This window comes from Streptomyces sp. NPDC048106 (genome assembly GCF_040706415.1).
Lineage (GTDB): Bacteria > Actinomycetota > Actinomycetes > Streptomycetales > Streptomycetaceae > Streptomyces.
The window spans coordinates 1-17,131 of record NZ_JBEZND010000029.1; the positions used below are offsets into that span (position 1 = coordinate 1).

The 17,131-nt window shown below is 75.5% G+C and carries 14 protein-coding genes; 7 read left to right on the plus strand and 7 right to left on the minus strand.

Features of this window, described 5'->3' with window-relative positions:
• Positions 1-142 precede the first annotated feature (142 nt).
• Positions 143-718 carry a DUF6214 family protein gene (locus AB0927_RS26475; protein ID WP_366670212.1) on the minus strand — a complete coding sequence of 192 codons (576 nt, stop codon included), beginning with the start codon at positions 716-718 and terminating at the stop codon, positions 143-145.
• A gap of 139 nt (positions 719-857) precedes the next feature.
• On the opposite strand from AB0927_RS26475, the gene AB0927_RS26480 reads away from it, so the two are divergent.
• Entirely contained in the window at positions 858-2,195 is a 1,338-nt protein-coding gene (locus AB0927_RS26480) for an FAD-dependent oxidoreductase (RefSeq protein ID WP_366670213.1), read from the plus strand.
• A gap of 10 nt (positions 2,196-2,205) precedes the next feature.
• Here AB0927_RS26480 and AB0927_RS26485 read toward each other — a convergent pair whose 3' ends face one another.
• Positions 2,206-2,562: a helix-turn-helix domain-containing protein gene (locus AB0927_RS26485; RefSeq protein WP_366670214.1), complete on the minus strand. Its 357-nt coding sequence runs from the start codon at positions 2,560-2,562 to the stop codon at positions 2,206-2,208.
• Positions 2,563-2,701: 139 nt separating this feature from the next.
• Between AB0927_RS26485 and AB0927_RS26490 the strand changes: the two genes are divergently transcribed.
• Complete coding sequence (locus tag AB0927_RS26490) at positions 2,702-3,781, plus strand: NADH:flavin oxidoreductase/NADH oxidase (protein WP_366670215.1); 1,080 nt, start codon at positions 2,702-2,704, stop codon at positions 3,779-3,781.
• Positions 3,782-3,804: 23 nt separating this feature from the next.
• Here the strand turns inward: AB0927_RS26490 and AB0927_RS26495 are convergent, their stop codons facing one another.
• From AB0927_RS26495 to AB0927_RS26505, 3 genes are all read right to left on the minus strand, one after another.
• A complete protein-coding gene (locus tag AB0927_RS26495; RefSeq protein WP_366670216.1) occupies positions 3,805-8,340 on the minus strand; it encodes a cation-translocating P-type ATPase in 4,536 nt (1,511 codons plus the stop codon).
• Between the two features lie 10 nt (positions 8,341-8,350).
• The gene (locus AB0927_RS26500) at positions 8,351-8,857 is read right to left on the minus strand and encodes a hypothetical protein (RefSeq protein ID WP_366670217.1); all 507 of its coding nucleotides are present in this window, start codon (positions 8,855-8,857) and stop codon (positions 8,351-8,353) included.
• 165 nt (positions 8,858-9,022) lie between these two features.
• The gene (locus AB0927_RS26505) at positions 9,023-9,796 is read right to left on the minus strand and encodes a PaaX family transcriptional regulator C-terminal domain-containing protein (protein WP_366670218.1); all 774 of its coding nucleotides are present in this window, start codon (positions 9,794-9,796) and stop codon (positions 9,023-9,025) included.
• A gap of 72 nt (positions 9,797-9,868) precedes the next feature.
• On the opposite strand from AB0927_RS26505, the gene AB0927_RS26510 reads away from it, so the two are divergent.
• Entirely contained in the window at positions 9,869-11,596 is a 1,728-nt protein-coding gene (locus AB0927_RS26510) for an acyl-CoA dehydrogenase family protein (protein ID WP_366670219.1), read from the plus strand.
• A 76-nt stretch (positions 11,597-11,672) separates the two neighbouring features.
• Here the strand turns inward: AB0927_RS26510 and AB0927_RS26515 are convergent, their stop codons facing one another.
• Both AB0927_RS26515 and AB0927_RS26520 read right to left on the minus strand, forming a co-directional pair.
• Complete coding sequence (locus tag AB0927_RS26515; RefSeq protein WP_366670220.1) at positions 11,673-12,131, minus strand: DUF4352 domain-containing protein; 459 nt, start codon at positions 12,129-12,131, stop codon at positions 11,673-11,675.
• Between the two features lie 211 nt (positions 12,132-12,342).
• Positions 12,343-12,933, minus strand: a complete 591-nt coding sequence (locus AB0927_RS26520; RefSeq protein WP_366670221.1) for a hypothetical protein — start codon at positions 12,931-12,933, stop codon at positions 12,343-12,345.
• A 270-nt stretch (positions 12,934-13,203) separates the two neighbouring features.
• On the opposite strand from AB0927_RS26520, the gene AB0927_RS26525 reads away from it, so the two are divergent.
• From AB0927_RS26525 to AB0927_RS26540, 4 genes are all read left to right on the plus strand, one after another.
• Positions 13,204-14,292 (plus strand): exo-alpha-sialidase, encoded by a 1,089-nt coding sequence (locus AB0927_RS26525; protein WP_366670222.1) that lies wholly within the window; start codon positions 13,204-13,206, stop codon positions 14,290-14,292.
• A 125-nt stretch (positions 14,293-14,417) separates the two neighbouring features.
• Positions 14,418-15,095 carry a uracil-DNA glycosylase gene (locus tag AB0927_RS26530; protein WP_366670223.1) on the plus strand — a complete coding sequence of 226 codons (678 nt, stop codon included), beginning with the start codon at positions 14,418-14,420 and terminating at the stop codon, positions 15,093-15,095.
• Positions 15,092-16,135: a BadF/BadG/BcrA/BcrD ATPase family protein gene (locus tag AB0927_RS26535; protein WP_366670224.1), complete on the plus strand. Its 1,044-nt coding sequence runs from the start codon at positions 15,092-15,094 to the stop codon at positions 16,133-16,135. The genes AB0927_RS26530 and AB0927_RS26535 overlap by 4 nt, the downstream gene beginning before the upstream one ends.
• A gap of 11 nt (positions 16,136-16,146) precedes the next feature.
• Positions 16,147-17,073: a hypothetical protein gene (locus AB0927_RS26540; RefSeq protein ID WP_366670225.1), complete on the plus strand. Its 927-nt coding sequence runs from the start codon at positions 16,147-16,149 to the stop codon at positions 17,071-17,073.
• Positions 17,074-17,131: the final 58 nt, after the last annotated feature.

Genomic DNA, 17,131 nt, shown 5'->3' on the forward strand with positions numbered 1-17,131 from the left:
GCCGTGCATCGCAAGGCGGAGGAGGGCGACATGGCGGAGCCATGGCAACCGACGACAACGCCGCGAGGCGCGGTGCCAGGGCCCGCGAGCCCGGCGTGATCCAAACGAGAGGCCCTAGGAGTCGCCTCGGGCGAAACACGCCTCAGGCCCCCGGCGGCTTCTGGCCTCGGGCGTGGCGGGGGGCCAGCAGGCCGGCGTCGCGGGCCTGGGCGATCAGGCCCAGGGAGCGGCGGCGGCCGTGTCCGGTGGCCCGCATCACGGCGAGCACCGGATCGGCGCCCGCCTCCTGCGCGGCGCGGTACTCCCGGGCGATCAGCAGCCGGCCCTCGGCCCCGCGCGGCCAGGCCGGGCGGGCCCGCCGCCGGGTCGCGCGCGGGGTGCCGGGATCGTCGTGGTGCGCCGTCGCGGCCGGTGCGCGGCCCGCGGCCCGCTCGCCCGTCGAGAACGCCTCCAGCAGCGGCTCCTCGATCCAGTCCGCGAGCACCGCGAGGTCGTCCAGGGAGAGGGCGGGGCGGGCGCGGATGTCCTCGACGGAGACGCTGCCCCCGTCGCTCACGACGGCCAGGGCGTCCACCCCGGCGCCGTCGGGGAAGTCCAGCCGGACGTGCAGCCAGGACAAGGTGCCGCCGTGCTCGCGCACCTCCCACGCGGGCCACACCGACAGCTCGCCGTCCTCCGCGTTCCGCTCGCAAAGATCAAGAAAGGATGCCTCGAGCATCTGCGCAACGTATCCGCGCGCCCACCCTCCATCCGGTGGGACACGCGCCCGCGTCACCCGGCGGGCTCTGCCCCCGTGGGCCCGTCGGTGGGATCCTTAAGTCGTCCGGGCACTCTCCTCTCGCGTCAGGAGTACCGCAGTGCTGCGAGTCGCCGTCGTCGGATCCGGACCGAGCGGGTGCTACACCGCCCAGCACCTGGTCCAGCAGGACCCCGAAGTGCGGGTGGACGTGCTGGACCGGCTGCCGTGTCCCTACGGCCTGGTCCGCTACGGCGTCGCCCCGGACCACGAGAAGATCAAGTCCCTGCAGTCCGGCCTGCGTACGGTGCTGGAGCACGAGCGGGTGCGGTTCCTCGGCGGGGTGCGGGTGGGCGGGCCGGGCGGGGTGCCGGTGAAGGTGCTGCGCGGGCTATACCACGCGGTGGTGTACTGCGTGGGCGCCGCCACCGACCGCCGGCTCGGCATTCCCGGCGAGGAGCTGCCGGGCTGCTGGTCGGCGACCGAGTTCGTGGCCTGGTACAGCGCGCACCCGGACGCGGCCGACGCGGGCTATCTGCGGGGCGTGCGCTCGGCGGTGGTCATCGGCGCGGGCAACGTGGCGGTGGACGTCACCCGGATGCTGATGCGCGGCGCGGCCGAGCTGCGGCCCACCGACATGCCGCAGGCGGCGCTGGACACGCTGACGGCGAGCGGGGTCGAGGAGGTGCGGATGGTGGCGCGACGCGGTCCCGCGCAGGCCCGCTTCACCACCAAGGAGCTGCGCGAGCTGGGCACCCTGCCCGGCGTCCGGGTCACCGTGGATCCGGGCGACGTGGCGCTCGACCCGGCCGCCCCCGAGACGCTGCCCGCGGTGCAGCGGCGCAATCTGGAGGTGCTGCGCGGCTGGGCCGGGGAGCCGCCCGCGGAATCCGGCCGGCACATCGGGCTGCGGTTCTTCCTGCGTCCGGTGGAACTGCTGGCGGACGGCGACAGGGTGGGCGCGGTCCGCTTCGAGCGCACGGCGCCGGACGGGCACGGCGGGGTGACGGGCACGGGGCGGTACGAGGAGTTGCCCGCGCAACTGGTGCTGCGCTCGGTCGGCTATCGCGGAGTGCCGCTGGAGGGGCTGCCGTTCGACGAGCCGAGCGGCACGGTGCCGCATGCGGCGGGGCGGGTGGTGCGCGACGGGGCGGCCTCGCCCGGGGAGTACGTCGCCGGGTGGTTCAAGCGGGGTCCGTCGGGCGTGATCGGCACCAACCGGCCCTGCGCCAAGGAGACGGTGGCCGCCCTGCTCGCGGACGCCCCCGAGCTGGCGCGCGCCGACGTGCCGGCGGACCCGGTGCCCGCGCTGCTGGCGGCCGGGATCGAGCCGGTGGCCTGGGACGGCTGGCTGGCGATCGAGCGCGCGGAGTCCGAGCTGGGCGCGCGGCTGGGCCGGCGGGTGGTCAAGCTGGCCGACTGGGACACGCTGCTGGCGGTGGCGCGGCCGGCGTCGTGAAGGCGCGTGCTCAGGCTTCCTCGCCGAGCCGGGCGTACTGGCCCTCGACGGCGGCGAGGAGGGCGTCGAGCAGGCCCGGGAAGAGGTCGTCCAGGTCGTCCCGGCGCAGGCCGCTCATCTTGGCCGTGCCCCGGTAGCACTGCCGGATGACGCCGCTCTCCCGCAGCACCCGGAAGTGGTGCGTGGCGGTGGACTTGGTCACCGGCAGTTCGAAGCGTGAGCAGGACAACTCGTCGGCCGCCCTGGAGAGTTCGCGGACGATGCGCAGTCGTGCCGGGTCGGACAGCGCGTGCAGCACGGTCTCCAGCCGGATCTCCGCCCGGTCGGGGTGCGGCAGGACCCGCCCGGGGGCGGCGGTCTCGGTCACGGCGGCCCACCTTCGTCGCGGGAGTCTCGGGATGCCTTGTGCTCCGGATTGTACGAGAATCGTCGTAGTTTGACACTCCTCGTATTACGAGGCTTATCGTACGAGCAGACCTGTGGTCCCGTGAGGAGTGGAGTCCGTCGTGAGCGTGCTGTTCGAGCCCATCACCCTGCGAGAAGTGACCATCCCCAACCGGGTGTGGATGCCCCCGATGTGCCAGTACTCGGCCGAACCGGAGGGGCCGCTCGCCGGCGCGCCGAACGACTGGCACTTCGCCCACTACGGCGCACGGGCCACCGGCGGTACCGGCCTGATCGTGTGCGAGGCCACCGCGGTCTCGCCGGAGGGCCGGATCTCCCCCTACGACCTCGGCCTGTGGAACGACACCCAGGTGGACGCCTTCCGCCGGATCACCCGTTTCCTCTCCGCGCAGGGCGTGGTGCCCGCGGTCCAGCTCGGGCACAGCGGCCGCAAGGCTTCCACCGAGCGGCCCTGGAAGGGCGGCGCGCCGATCGGCCCGGAGGGCCGCCGCTGGCAGCCCCTCGCCCCGAGCCCGCTGCCCTTCGCCGACGGCCACCCGGTCCCCACCGAGCTGACGGTCGATCAGATCCGGGAGATCACAGGCCAGTTCGGGCAGGCGGCCCGCCGGGCGCTCGACGCCGGATTCGAGATCGTGGAGATCCACGGCGCCCACGGATACCTGGTCGACGAGTTCCTCTCCCCGCACTCCAACCACCGCACCGACGCCTACGGCGGCTCCTACGAGAACCGCGTCCGCTTCGCGCTGGAGGTCGTGGACGCCGTACGGGAGGCGTGGCCTGCGGACAAGCCGCTGTTCTTCCGCGTCTCGGCCACCGACTGGCTGGAGGAGGGCGGCTGGACCGCGGACGACACGGTCCGCCTCGCCCGTGACCTGCGCGCCCACGGCGTCGACCTCCTCGACGTCTCCACCGGCGGCAACGCCTCCGGTGTCAGCGTGCCGGTCGGGCCCGGCTACCAGGTCCCGTTCGCCGCCCGGGTGAAGGCCGAGACCGGGCTGCCGGTCGCGGCGGTCGGGCTGATCACCGAGGCCGAGCAGGCCCAGAAGATCGTGGCGAACGGCGAGGCCGACGCCGTCCTGCTCGGCCGCGAGCTGCTGCGCAACCCCTCCTGGGCCCGGCACGCCGCACGGGAGCTGGGCGGCGACGTGCGGGTGCCGGACCAGTACCTGCGCTCGGTCTGAGCGGGGGCCGTTCCGGGTCCGCCTCAGCTCGGCAGCAGCCGTACCACCGTCTCCTCCAGGCGGGGCAGCGCGCGCTGTCCCGCCAGGGCGAGGGCGATGGCGGCGGCCACACCGGCCCAGGCGACCGGGCCCAGCGGGGTGCAGCCGAAGGCCCGGCTGAACCCCGGGGTCTGGACGACGGCGACGAGCACCGCGGCCGAGCCCAGCGAGGTGATCCGCACCAGCCGGCTGTCGCGCCGGTCGAGGAGGGTCTGCACCAACTGGGTGCCGACCACCCCGCACAGCGCCATGGTGCCGGAGCGGCGGGCGGTGCCCGGGGTGAAGCGGCCGATCAGCCAGGCGATGAGCGCGCCCAGGCAGGTGGTCAGCGCCCGGTGCCTGATCTGCCGCAGCAACGGGTCGCCCAGCACCCCGGCGGCCTCCTCGACGTGCGCGAGATCGGCCTCGCCCTCCTTCTCCGTGACGGCGACCGCCATCGACGGGAACAGGTCGGTGAACAGGTTCACCATGAGCATCTGCCGGGTGGACAGCGGCGCGCGGCCGGACAGCAGGGTGCCGATGAGGCCGAAGCCGACCTCGCCCGCGTTGCCGCCGATGAGGATGGCGATGGCGTCGGCCACGCTGTGCCACAGGGCGCGGCCCTCGCCGACCGCGTCGATCAGGACCGTGAGGTCGTCGTCGGTGAGCACGATGTCGGCCGCGTTGCGGGCGGCGGCCGAGCCGCGGGCGTTGATGCCGACGCCGATGTCGGCGGCGCGGATGGCCGCGGCGTCGTTGGCGCCGTCGCCGACCATGCCGACCACCCGGCCCGCGTCCCGCAGCGCCTCCACCACCTGGAGCTTCTGCTCGGGCGCCACCCTGGCCACCACGCCCGCGTCGCGCAGCATCCGGGCCCGCGCCGCCCGGTCCGCGGCCGCCAGTTCGTCGCCGGTGACCACCACGGTCTCGGCCGGCCAGCCCAGTTCGGCGGCGATGGCCCGCGCGGTCTGCGGATGGTCGCCGGTGAGCACGACGGGTCGTACGCCCGCCTCGTGCAGTCCCTTCACCAGCGCCGTGGAGGTGTCGCGCGGCACGTCGGACAGCGCCAGGACGCCCGTGAACTCCAGCTCCCGCAGCGGCCGTTCGAGGACGTCCGACTCGTCCTCGCCGGTGCCGAGGCGCCGTTCGGCCACCGCCAGGACGCGCAGTCCCGAACCCGCCAGCTCCTGGGCCGCGTCGGCGGCTCCCGCCGGGAGGCCGGTGCAGGCGGGCAGTACGGTCTCGGGGGCACCCTTGACCACGAGGACGCGCGGGCCGTCCCCGGCCCGGCCGACGGCGGCCGCGTAGCCGCGGGCGGCCTCGAAGGGCAGCCCGGCGAGCTGGGTCCAGCCGGGATCGGGGCGGGCCGCGTCCAGGACGGCCTCGTCGGTGGCGTGCACCGGCCGTTCGGAGCCGCCGTTGGAACGGGGGCAGGCCCGCGCGGCGGCCCGTACGGTGTCCGCGGACCCGGCGTCGGCGACGGCGCGGACGGCGCCCCGGACGTCGGAGACCCGCACCAGCCGCAGCCGGTTCTCGGTGAGCGTGCCGGTCTTGTCGAAGCAGATGGTGTCCATCCGGCCGAGCGCCTCCAGGGTGCGCGGGGTGCGCACCAGGACGCCGCCGCGGCTGAGCCGGCGGGCCGCCGCCAGCTGGGCGACGGTGGCCACCAGGGGCAGCCCCTCGGGCACGGCGGCCACCGCCACCGCCACGCCGCCGCTGACCGCCTCGCGGATCGGGGTGCCGCGCAGCAGTGCCACGCCGGTCACCGCGGCGCCGCCCGCCAGGGTCAACGGCAGTGCCTTGCGGGTGAGTTCCTGCAGCCGGGCCTGGACGCCGGCCGCCGGGGGCGTGCGGGCGGCGAGGTGCACGGCGCGGGCGGCCTCGGTGTGCTCGCCGGTGTCGACCACGACGGCACGGGCCTCGCCCGCCACCACGGTCGTGCCCTCGAAGACCATGCAGCTGCGGTCGGCGACGAGGGCGTGCGGGGTGGGGTCGGTGTCCTTCTCCACCGGCAGGGACTCACCGGTGAGCGCGGACTCGTCCACCTCCAGGCCGTCCTGCCACAGCAGCCGCGCGTCGGCGGGCACCACGTCGTCGCCCTTGAGCTGGATCACGTCGCCCGGTGTGAGCTTGCCCGCCTCCACGGTGCGGGTGCCGCCGGCCGGGGCCTCCTCGTCCGGCGGCACCAGCCGCGCCTTGCGCTTCTGGTCCGCGACCAGACCGGACAACGCCCGCTCCGCGCGCAGCCGTTGGATCCCGCCGACGAGGGCGTTCAGATCGAGGGCGCCGACGACGAGCAGGGCGTCCACCGCCGAGCCGAGGATCGCGGACGCGGCCGAGCCGACCGCGAGGACCGGGGTGAGCGGGTCGTGGAGTTCGCCGCGGACGGCCTGACCGAGCTGGTAGGACCAGCGGACGGGGGCGACGAGCGGATGCCGGGAGACCCCCAGGGCCGCCTTGCGCAGCCCGCCGGTCAGCGGGTCCCACGGGGCGCGGTCGGCGCCGGGCTGGTGTTCGAGCCGGTCGCGGGCCTGGTCCGGGTCCAGCTCGTGCCAGTGCACCCGGGGCCGGGGGTGCGGGGCGCGGGCCACCGCCACGCCGAGCGCGCAGCGCATCCCCGACAGCAGGGCCATGGCGGCGCCCGCGTCGACGGGCGCGTGCCGCAGCCCCGGCAGCATGGCGAGCCGTCCCCGCCCGCCCTTGGCCTCGCCGACGGCCACCAGCAGTCCGGACAGCGCGGCGCCGGACCGGGCCATGGTCTGGGCACGGCCGCCGACCGCGCGGGCGGGTGGTATCGCGGTCAGCAACCGCCACACGTCGGGCAGCCCGTGCAGCGCCAGCATGTCCGCGCCCCACACCACCGCGCCGTCCCGGTCGGTGAGGGCGACGGCGACGTCGCTGCCGCGCAGCGCGGCCAGGACGTCGCTCTCCTCGGCCGAGCGCACCCGGGCGACCGTGAGCACGGCGTGCGTCTGGCCGCGTGCCTCGTAGACCACGTCGTCCAGCGGCCGGCGGGCGTCCACGACCTGGTCGGCGAGGCCGGTGAAGTCCTCCAGGGCGGGATCGTCCACGATCACCACCCGCAGCCCGGCCCGGCGGGCGGCGTCCAGCACCGGCTCGGCCCACGGGTCCGCCTCCCCGTCCGCGCCGCGCAGCGCTCCGGCGTGCAGGACGACGGTCCCGGCCATCTCCAGCTGGCGCAGCCGCTCCGGGTCGCGCACCAGCACCCCGGTCCGGGACAGGGCGGCGCCGAGTACGGCGTGGAAGGCGGCGGGGCCGTAACGGGCGGCCTTGGGCGATCCGGCGAGCACCGCCTCGGCCGCCTCGCCGCCGTCGTGCTTGACCAGCAGGGTGGCCGCGGCGCCCAGCAGGCTGCCCGCCGAGGCGTGCGAGGCGTACTCCTGGGCGGGCGACTCCCGCAGCGGCGGCCGCGGCTCGCCGCCGGGGGCGAGGCTGACGCGGCCGGGGGCGCACAGTTCGTCGTGCACCGCGTCGAAGGCGACCGCGCGGGCCACCGTCTCGACGACCTGGCAGGCGCGCAGGGTGCCGTCGAGCAGCAGGGAGGCGGGGGTCTGCCCGGCCCCGTGCACGGCGGCGTTGGCGGTGGCCAGCACCAGGTCCATCCGCTCGGGACCGAGGCGGGCGCGCAGCCAGGCGCGGAAGCGCGGGTTCTCCCGCAGCAGCGTCACCAGCGCGGTCAGCACCCGCGGCGAGGGCGGCAGCCGCAGCGCGTACCCGGTGACCGCGACGACGATGCCCAGCGCGTCGGCCGTGAGCGCGGCCATCGCGGTGCGCACCCCGGCGGGGTCGGCCGGGTGGGTGCTCTCCTCCACGTCGGCGGCGGCCAGTTCGAGGCCGTGGCGAGCGGCGAGCCGGGCGGCGTGCTCGACGACCTCGTCGGTGGCCTCCTCCTCGGTCGCGGCCACGACCAGCCGGGCCAGCCCTTCGTCCCAGTACGCGAAGAGCACGTCGGGGCGGTCGGCGAGGGTTGCGGCGATGCGGCGGGCGAGGTGGTGGGTGGGGTGCGGAGGCGCGGTGTCGTCAGGGGGCTGTGGAGGCGACTGGGGGGCCGGGTGCTCCGTGTCGGCCGCGTGGGCGTGGGGCGGGGTGCCGGTCGCGGGGCCGGTGTCGGGGCCTGTGTCGGGGGGCGTCGTCGTGTCCGCGCGGCGCGGTGCCGGGGGGCGCGCGCCGTGCTCGTGCTCGCGCGCCGGGGGCGCCGTCCGCTCCGGCTGATCGGGCACGGTGGGCTCGGTACCGGGGGCAGGGGGCTCGGTGGGGGCCGTGGGCCCGGATGTCGCGGGGCGCAGGGCGAGGTGGGCGCGGTTGCCCGAGCGCCAGTGGTCGCCGGCGCCGGGGAGGGTGTTGCGGGCGACGCGGGCGACCCGTACGGCGGTGTCGACGCCGCGCACACCGGCGCGCGCCGTCCCCGCGGCCGCACCGGCGGCCACCCCCACGGCGGGCGCCGCGGCGCGGCTGAGCAGACGTGGTGCCGCGGGCAGCAGCCGGAGTGTTGCCCGCGGCACGGTGAAGAGACCGGGCAAGGGGCCCTCCTCAGCGGGTGGTGCGGTCGGGACGCGCGGTCGGGCCGAGGGGGCCGGTCGCCGTTCTCGGGGTGGTGTCCTGGGGACCGTCGGCGGGGTTGGCTCCGTGTCCGTGTCCGTGTCCGTGTCCGTGTCCCTGTTCACCGTGGTGGCGGTGGGGCTGCCGCTCGGGTCCGTGGGTGTGCGGGTCGGCGCCGGAGCGGAGCGCGGCGGTGCCGAGATCGTGCGGGGCCGCCGCCTCGTCCTGCCGCGTCCCGTCTCCGGGCCGGGGCTGGGTGAGCCAGGCCACCGCCGCGCCGGTCAGGGCCACGGGCCACTCCACGACGCCCGCCGCGCCGAGGACGCCCGCTCCGGCGTACACCGCGATGCGCCGCCCGCGCGGGGAGACGGCACCCACCTTGTCCAGGGTTTCCTCCGCGACGCGGCCCACCGCCGTGGCACCCGGCACCTTGCGCAGCACCGAGGCGGCACCGCGCAGGGGTGCCGTGAGGGCCGACGACGCGTTGTGCTCAGCCATGACTCTCCTCGGGTGAGATCCTCCTCCCCCACCCCACCGAGTGCCCGCGACCGGCCTGGTCATCCTCCTTGTTCCCAGGGAACGCCCTGGGAAGCAGGGGCGCCACCTGCCCGAGGGGCGGTGCGCCGGCGCGGGCAGGCTCCGCGTTCCGCCACGGGGGCGTGCTCAGCGCGGCCCCTCACTCCTCCCCCGCTCCCGCCACCCCGCCGACGCGGCCACCTCCCGCTGATACCCGGCGTACGCCGTGCGCAGTTCGGGGCCCGGCCAGTCGGGGGGCAGCAGGGCCGGCGGGAGGACGGGGTCGCCGAGCAGGTGGCGGACGATCGCGGCGAAGGCGGTGAGGCGGTCGGCAGGACGGGGTGCGCCGGCCGCGTGGCGGAGCAGGGCGCGGGCGGTGGCCGCCCAGGCGTCCAGCGGCCACAGGCGGACGGCGAGATCGGTTGCGGGCTCGTCGGGGCGGGCGGTGTACGTCGCCGCCACCTGGTGCAGCTCGTCCGGCAGGCCCCGGCCGAGGTTGGCCGGGCGCAGCCACACTCCCTCGCGCAGCTCGGCCAGGCGCAGGGCGGTCAACCGGGCGCGCAGCTCGGCCCGTTCGGCCGCGCCGCGCCCCGTCGCCGTGATGACCACCATCTCCCAGTCGCCCTGCCACGCGCGGGTACGGGGGTGGACCGCGTCGTCCTGGCGGCGTTGCCTGGCCAGCAGCCGGTCGCTGAGCCCGTAGACCGCGTCCCCGCGCCACAGGTCGCCCGCGGCCACCATGCGGCTCAGCGCGGCCCGCAGCGTGGAGCCGCCGACACCGAAGGGCTCGACCAGGCGTACGAGGTCCTTGACCGGCAGCTCGGGCGGATGCACGGCGAGCAGCATGCTCAGTACGACCGACCGCGCGGACAGAGGCCGCAGGCCGGCCGTCGCGGGCCCGGCGGACACGTTCATGCGCATGGGCACGTACTTTACGTCCGCCTCCTTGTTGCACTATTGCTACAGCCGCAGAGGAAGTGCAACATGGCGCGTATGACCTCGACGCAGACAGAGACGCAGACGCAGACGCGGACGCCGTTCGCGGCGCACGACGCGGTCCCGGCGCACGACGCGGTGCCGACGCACGACCGGCCCGCGACCCACGACGTCACCAACCAGCCCCCGCCCCTCGCCCCCTACGACTCCGCCGCCGACGCCGCCCTCCTGGAGGGCCTGCGCCGGGAGGGCGCGGAGTGGGCCGAGGACGACATCCGCCGCCTCGGCGCCCGCGCGGGCAGCGCGGAGGCCCAGGAGTGGGGCGAGCAGGCGAACCGGAACGAGCCGGTGCTGCGCACCCACGACCGCTACGGCAACCGCGTCGACGAGGTCGACTACCACCCCAGTTGGCACCGGCTGATGCGGGCGGCGGTCGAGGCGGGCCTCGCCGGTTCGGCCTGGGCGGACGAACGGCCCGGCGCCCATGTGGCCCGCACCGCGGGCGGGTTGGTGTGGGGGCACACCGAGGCGGGGCACGGCTGCCCGGTGTCGATGACGTACGCCGCCGTACCCGCGCTGCGCGCGCAGCCCGAACTGGCCGAGGTCTACGAGCCGTTGCTCACCAGCCGGGAGTACGAACCGGGACTGCGGGTGCCGACCGGGAAGGCCGGGCTGATCGCCGGGATGGGCATGACCGAGAAGCAGGGCGGCTCGGACGTGCGGACGAACACCACGACGGCCACGCCCACCGGTGAGCCGGGCGTGTACACCCTGCGCGGGCACAAGTGGTTCACGTCGGCACCCATGTCCGACGTCTTCCTGGTCCTGGCGCAGGCGCCCGGCGGGCTGTCCTGCTTCCTGGTGCCGCGGGTGCTGCCGGACGGCAGCCGCAACACCTTCCGCATCCAGCGCCTGAAGGACAAGCTGGGCAACCGGTCCAACGCGTCCTCCGAGCCGGAGTTCGACCGGACCGTGGCGTGGCTGGTGGGTCCCGAGGGGCGGGGCGTGAAGACCATCATCGAGATGGTCAACTGCACGCGGCTGGACTGTGTGATGTCCACCGCGACGCTCATGCGCAAGACGCTCGTCGAGGCCGGTCATCACGCCCGCCACCGGGCCGCGTTCGGCGCCCGGCTGCTCGAACAGCCGCTGATGCGCAACGTGTTGGCGGACCTCGCGCTGGAGTCGGAGGCGGCGACCACGCTCACCCTGCGGCTGGCCGGTGCCGCGGACCGCGCGGTGCGCGGGGACGCCGGGGAGCGCGCCTTCCGGCGGATCGCCACGGCGGTCGGCAAGTACTGGGTCACCAAGCGGGGGCCCGCGTTCACCGCCGAGGCCCTGGAGTGCCTGGGCGGCAACGGCTACGTGGAGGACTCGGGGATGCCCCGGCACTACCGGGAGGCCCCGCTGCTGTCGATCTGGGAGGGCTCGGGCAACGTCAACGCGCTCGACGTGCTGCGCGCCCTCGGCCGGGACCCGGAGAGCGCCGACGCCCTGTTCGCCGAACTCGCCCTGGCCCAGGGCGCGGATGCCCGCCTGGACTCCGCCGTGGCCGCCCTCAGGACCGAGCTGCCCAGGGCCGACCAGCTCGGTGCCCGCCGCCTGGTCGAGCGAATGGCCCTCGCCCTCCAGGCCTCTCTCCTGGTCCGCCACGCTCCCCGACCGGTCGCGGACGCCTTCTGCGCCACCCGGCTGGCCGGCGACTGGGGCCACTCCTTCGGCACCCTGCCTTCCGGGACGGACCTGGACGCCATCCTGGACCGGGCCCTGCCCGACCGCGGCTGACCGGCGTCTCGGACGCGCCGGGCAGGCGGACGGCCGGTGCCGACCAGGGGATCGCACCGGCCGGCGGGCGGTCGCGTCACTCGACGTCGACCCGCACGGGGTCGCCGAACAGGTCCTCGCTGAAGGTCACGTACTTGGGCGTGAACGTGCCCTTGCCGGTGACGGTGCCCGAGATGTTCTCGCCCGGAGCCAGGTCCACGGTGTCGATCTGCTTGTCGTCGACGCCCAGTTCGTCGGTGTGCTTGGTGCCCTTGGTGTCCGTGACCGTGAAGTAGAGCGGGTTGACGCTGACCTTCTTGCCGCTGTTGTTGCGGATCGTGACGGACACGCTGGTGTAGGCGTCGCCGTCGGCGAGGACGCTCTTCGTGAAGGAGGTCTTCTTCGCGGTGATCTCCACGGGCGCCGGCTTCCCCGCGGACTTGGACTTGCCCGGTTCCGGCGAGGACGCGGCGCTCGGAGCGGCGCTCTTGCCGGCGTCCGCCTTGTCGTCGCTCTTGCCGCCGCCACCCGCCACGGCCGCGGTGACGCCGATCACGCACATGTCATCGCGGCACGAGCATCAGGGGGGCACATGAGTCGGCAGTACCCGCAGCGGCCCGGTGGAGACGCCCCGCAGCAGGGCTGGGGTACTCCGCCCCCGCCTCCGCAGCCGCCGAAGAAGTCGAGCACCGGGAAGATCCTCGGCTTCGGCTGCCTCGGCATTGTCGCGCTCGTTCTCCTCGCCATGCCGTCAGCGGACGACCCGGTCAGACCGTGCGTCCCCACTGCGGCCCGAGACGGGCCCACTCCGCGCCCCAGGCGGTCATCCGGCGGCGCTCCAGCCGAGCCCGCAGCAGCAGCCCGCCCGTGAAGGGGACGAACGCGGCGCCGAGCCCCGCCAGGACCCCGACGAGGCCGGCCCGGAAGGCCGCCTGGCCGGACGTGACGGGGCTGCCCACGAGGTGGCCCCGGGAATCGGTCCAGACCGTGATCCTGGTACCGGCCTCATTGCCGTGCACCACCCGGACCCGGCCGGTGTGCACGGAACCGTCGGCCACCGTCCAGCGCACCTCGGCCCAGCCCTGGTCCCCGTCGGATATGTGCCGGCGCTCGGCGGACAGGTCCGGGACCTCGGCGACGACACGGGCGGCGACGGGGCGCCAGTCGGCGCGTTCACGGGCCAGCCCCTGCCCCACCGACCGGGCCGCCGCGAACCCGGCGAGCACCCCGGTCAGCACGGTCAGCAGCCAGACGCCGAGCACCAACCAGCCCTCCAGCACATCCGCCCGGCGCCTGAGCGGATTGCGCCGCCACCGCCAGAGCCACACCCTCGGACTTCGGAACGCCCTCAACGGCATCCTCCTCGCGACCGCACGGACCGACCGGACCGCACACCTCGCGGGCGGCGTCGTTCCGCTGCTCATGACAGACCGTCGTCGACGTTCGCACGGCGGGCCCGCCTCGCGCAGGCGCATCGGGGAACGGAACCCGCGGATCCTCCCCGACGGCCGACGACACCCCCTGTGAACTGGGGCGATGGCCGCGCCAGGGGAGACTGTCAGTGGTGGGGTGCAGACTGGCCGATATCTGACGGCGACCCGGGCGAAGACGCCCCGGAGGTGATCGGCATGACCGAGGTACTGCTGGCGGTGGGCACCCGCAAAGGCCTGTTCATCGGGCGCCGGCGGGGGCCCGGCCCGTGGGAGTTCGACGAGAGCCCGTACTTCAACGCGCAGGCGGTGTATTCGGTCGCGATCGACACCCGGGGCGCGCGGCCGCGGCTCCTCGCGGGCGGTGACAGCGCGCACTGGGGGCCGTCGGTGTTCCACTCCGACAACCTCGGCCGCACCTGGACCGAACCGCCCCGGCCGGCCGTCAGGTTCCCGAAGGACACCGGCGCCTCCCTGGAGCGCGTCTGGCAGCTCCACCCGGCCGCCGCCGAGCCCGACGTGGTGTACGCGGGCACGGAACCGGCCGCGCTGTACCGCTCGGTGGACCGCGGCGAGAGCTTCGAGCTGGTGCGGCCGCTGTGGGAGCACCCCACCCGCTCCCGCTGGGTGCCCGGCGGCGGCGGTGAGGGGCTGCACACGGTGCTCACGGACGCGCGGGACAAGGCGGCGCTGACCGTGGCCGTCTCCACCGCCGGGGTCTTCCGCACCACCGACGGCGGGGCGAGCTGGGCACCTTCGAACTCCGGGGTGGCAGCGGTGTTCCTGCCCGACCCGAACCCGGAGTTCGGCCAGTGCGTGCACAAGGTCGCCCGGGACGCGGCCGCACCGGACCGGCTCTACCTCCAGAACCACTGGGGGGTGTACCGCAGCGACGACGCGGGCGCGCACTGGACCGACATCGGCGCGGGCCTGCCGTCCACCTTCGGCTTCGCGGTCGCCACCCACCCGCGCCGCGGCGACACGGCGTACGTCTTCCCCATCAACGCGGACATGGACCGGGTCCCCGCCGACCGCCGCTGCCGGGTCTTCCGCACGGCCGACGCGGGCAAGTCGTGGGAGCCCCTGTCCCAGGGCCTGCCGGCCGGGGACCACTACGGCACGGTGCTGCGGGACGCCCTGTGCACCGACGACGCGGACCCCGCGGGCGTGTACTTCGGCAATCGCAACGGAGAGGTGTTCGCCTCGGCGGACGACGGCGACAGCTGGCGGCAGGTGGCCGCGCACCTGCCGGACGTGCTCTGCGTGCGCGCGGCCGTGGTCGGCTGACGAAAAAAGGGGGGCACAGTGGTGTCGGCGGAACGGGGTTCCAGGGGGCCGGGGGCGAGGGGCGTCCGGCCGGGTTCGGGCCATGGGTTGATCATCGGCCGTCCTACGGCAGTAGGGTGACGCCCGTGGCACCACGACCCTTGCATGAAATCGTCGAACCGGGCTGGGCGAAGGCCCTGGAACCCGTGGCCGGACGGGTCGCCCAGATGGGCGACTTCCTGCGCGCGGAGATCGCCGCGGGACGCACCTACCTCCCGGCCGGCAGCAATGTCCTGCGGGCCTTCCAGCAACCCTTCGACGACGTAAGGGTCCTGATCGTCGGTCAGGATCCCTACCCCACCCCGGGGCACGCGGTGGGGCTGTCGTTCTCGGTCGCTCCCGAGGTACGACCGCTGCCGCCGAGCCTGATCAACATCTACCGCGAGCTGACCAGCGACCTGGGGCTGCCCCAGCCGTCCAACGGCGACCTCACCCCCTGGACCCAGCAGGGCGTCCTGCTGCTCAACAGGGCGCTGACCACCGCGCCGCGCAGTCCGGGCGCCCATCGCGGCAAGGGCTGGGAAGAGGTCACCGAGCAGGCGATCCGGGCCCTCGCGGCCCGTGGCAAGCCACTGGTGTCCATCCTGTGGGGCCGTGACGCCCGCAATCTGCGTCCGCTGCTGGGGAGGCTGCCGGCGGTGGAGTCCTCGCACCCCTCGCCGATGTCGGCCGACCGCGGGTTCTTCGGCTCGCGGCCCTTCAGCAGGGCCAACGACCTGCTGATCGAGCAGGGCGGACAGCCCGTGGACTGGCGTCTGCCATGACCGTCGCCGGGTATCTCGCCGTGGACTCCGGCGGTTCCGGCCTCCGGGTCGCCGTCGGCGTGCCGGGGCGGGCGCCCTCGGCGCAGCGGGAGACCCGGGAGCCGGTCCGCACCGGCGAGCGGGGCATCGACCCGGCCCATCTGATGTCCCAAGTCGCCCCGCTGGCCAGGGCGCTGGCGGCGGAGGCGGGCGTGGACGAGCTGGTCACGGCCGTCGTCGGCGCCGCCGGATTCGCCAGCCTGGGCGACGCCCTGCGCGCCGAACTGCCGGATGCCCTCGCCCGCGAACTGGATGTACGGCAGGTCGCGCTCGCCGCCGACGCCGTCACCGCGTACGCCGGGGCCCTCGGTTCGGGGCCGGGCGCGGTGCTCGCGGCGGGCACCGGGCTGATCGCGATCGGCACCGATCTCACCGGCTGGCGGCGGGCCGACGGCTGGGGGCATCTGCTGGGCGACTGCGGCGGCGGCGCGTGGATCGGCCGGGCCGGTCTGGAGGCGGCGCTGCGGGCCCACGACGGCCGCGAGGGCGGCTCGGCCGCGCTGCTCGGACGCGCCGAGGAACAGTTCGGGCCGGTCCGCGAACTGCCCGGCCGGCTCTATCCGAGGACCGACCGGGCGGCCGTACTCGCCTCGTTCGCGCCGCAGGTGGCCGATTGCTCCGCACACGACCCGGTCGCGGCGGAGATCCTGCGCGCGGCGGCGCGGCACATGGCCGACTCCGCCGCGGCCGTGTGCCCGGCGGACGGAGCGCCCGAGGTGGCGCTCACCGGCGGCCTGCCGAAGCTGGGCGAGCCCCTGCTGGTGCCGCTGCGCGAGGAGTTGGCGAGACGGCTGCCGCATGCCCGGCAGGTGCCGCCCGAGGGCGATCCGCTGCACGGCGCGGTGCGGATCGCGGCGGCGCTGGCGGCCGGGCGGCTCACACTGCCGGGTGACCCGGCGATGCTCCACGTCGTCGCCGCCACCCGTAAGCGGTCAGACAAAACCGGACGGATACCGCTCACCTGCACCCTCCCCGAACAGGGGCATCCGGGAAACCAGTAACATGCGGCGCCATGAGCTCCTCCACTGGACCCGAGTCCGGCCTCCCAGTACGAATGCCGCGACCCCGCCAGCCGGGACGGCACCGTCGGCCCGAACCGCTGGTGGCTCCCGAGGGCGCGCCCGCGCTCGTCCTCGCGGTGCCCGGTGTGCCCAGCGCTGCCACACGTGGCCTCGTCGAGGAGGTCGTGAGCATCGCCCGTTCCGAGTTGCCCGGCCTGGATGCCAGGGTCGGCTACCTGGACGGTGACGACGCCGAGTTCCCCTCGCTGCGATCGGTGCTGGCGCACGCCGCCGAGCAGCGCACCGCCCGTTACGAGCAGGCCGTCGCCGCCGGCGTCGAGGGCCTCCGGGAGCCCGACGGCCCGGTCGCCGTGGTCGTACCCCTGCTGGCCGGTCCCGACAGCGCCCTGCTGCGGCAGATCCGGCAGTCGGTGAACGACAGCCGGGTCGCCGCCGAGCTGACCGATGTCCTCGGCCCGCACCCGCTGCTCGCCGAGGCGCTGCACGTGCGGCTGTCCGAGGCGGGCCTCGCCCGCGCCGACCGTGCCCGGCTGTTCACCGTGGCCACGGCCGCCGACGGCATCATCCTGGCCTCCGTGGGCGGTGAGGAGGCCGTGCAGGCGGCCGGCATCACCGGCATGCTGCTCGCCGCGCGCCTGGCCGTGCCGGTGATGGCGGCGGCCCTGGACCAGGAGGGCTCCATCTCCTCCATCGCCGAGCAGCTGCGCTCCTCCGGTTCGCAGCAGCTGGCGCTCGCGCCGTACCTGATCGGTCCGGAGATCGACGCGGCGCTGCTCACGGCCGCCGCCGAGGAGGCGGGCTGTGCCACGGCCGAGCCGCTGGGCGCCTACCCGGCGATCGGCAAGCTGGCCCTCGCCAAGTACACGACGACCCTGGGTATCGCGCCGCAGCCGGCGCAGGGCACCCCCGCCCGCTGACCGCACGGCACCGAACGAGCAGGGCCCGCTCCCCTCGGGGGGCGGGCCCTGCTGCTTG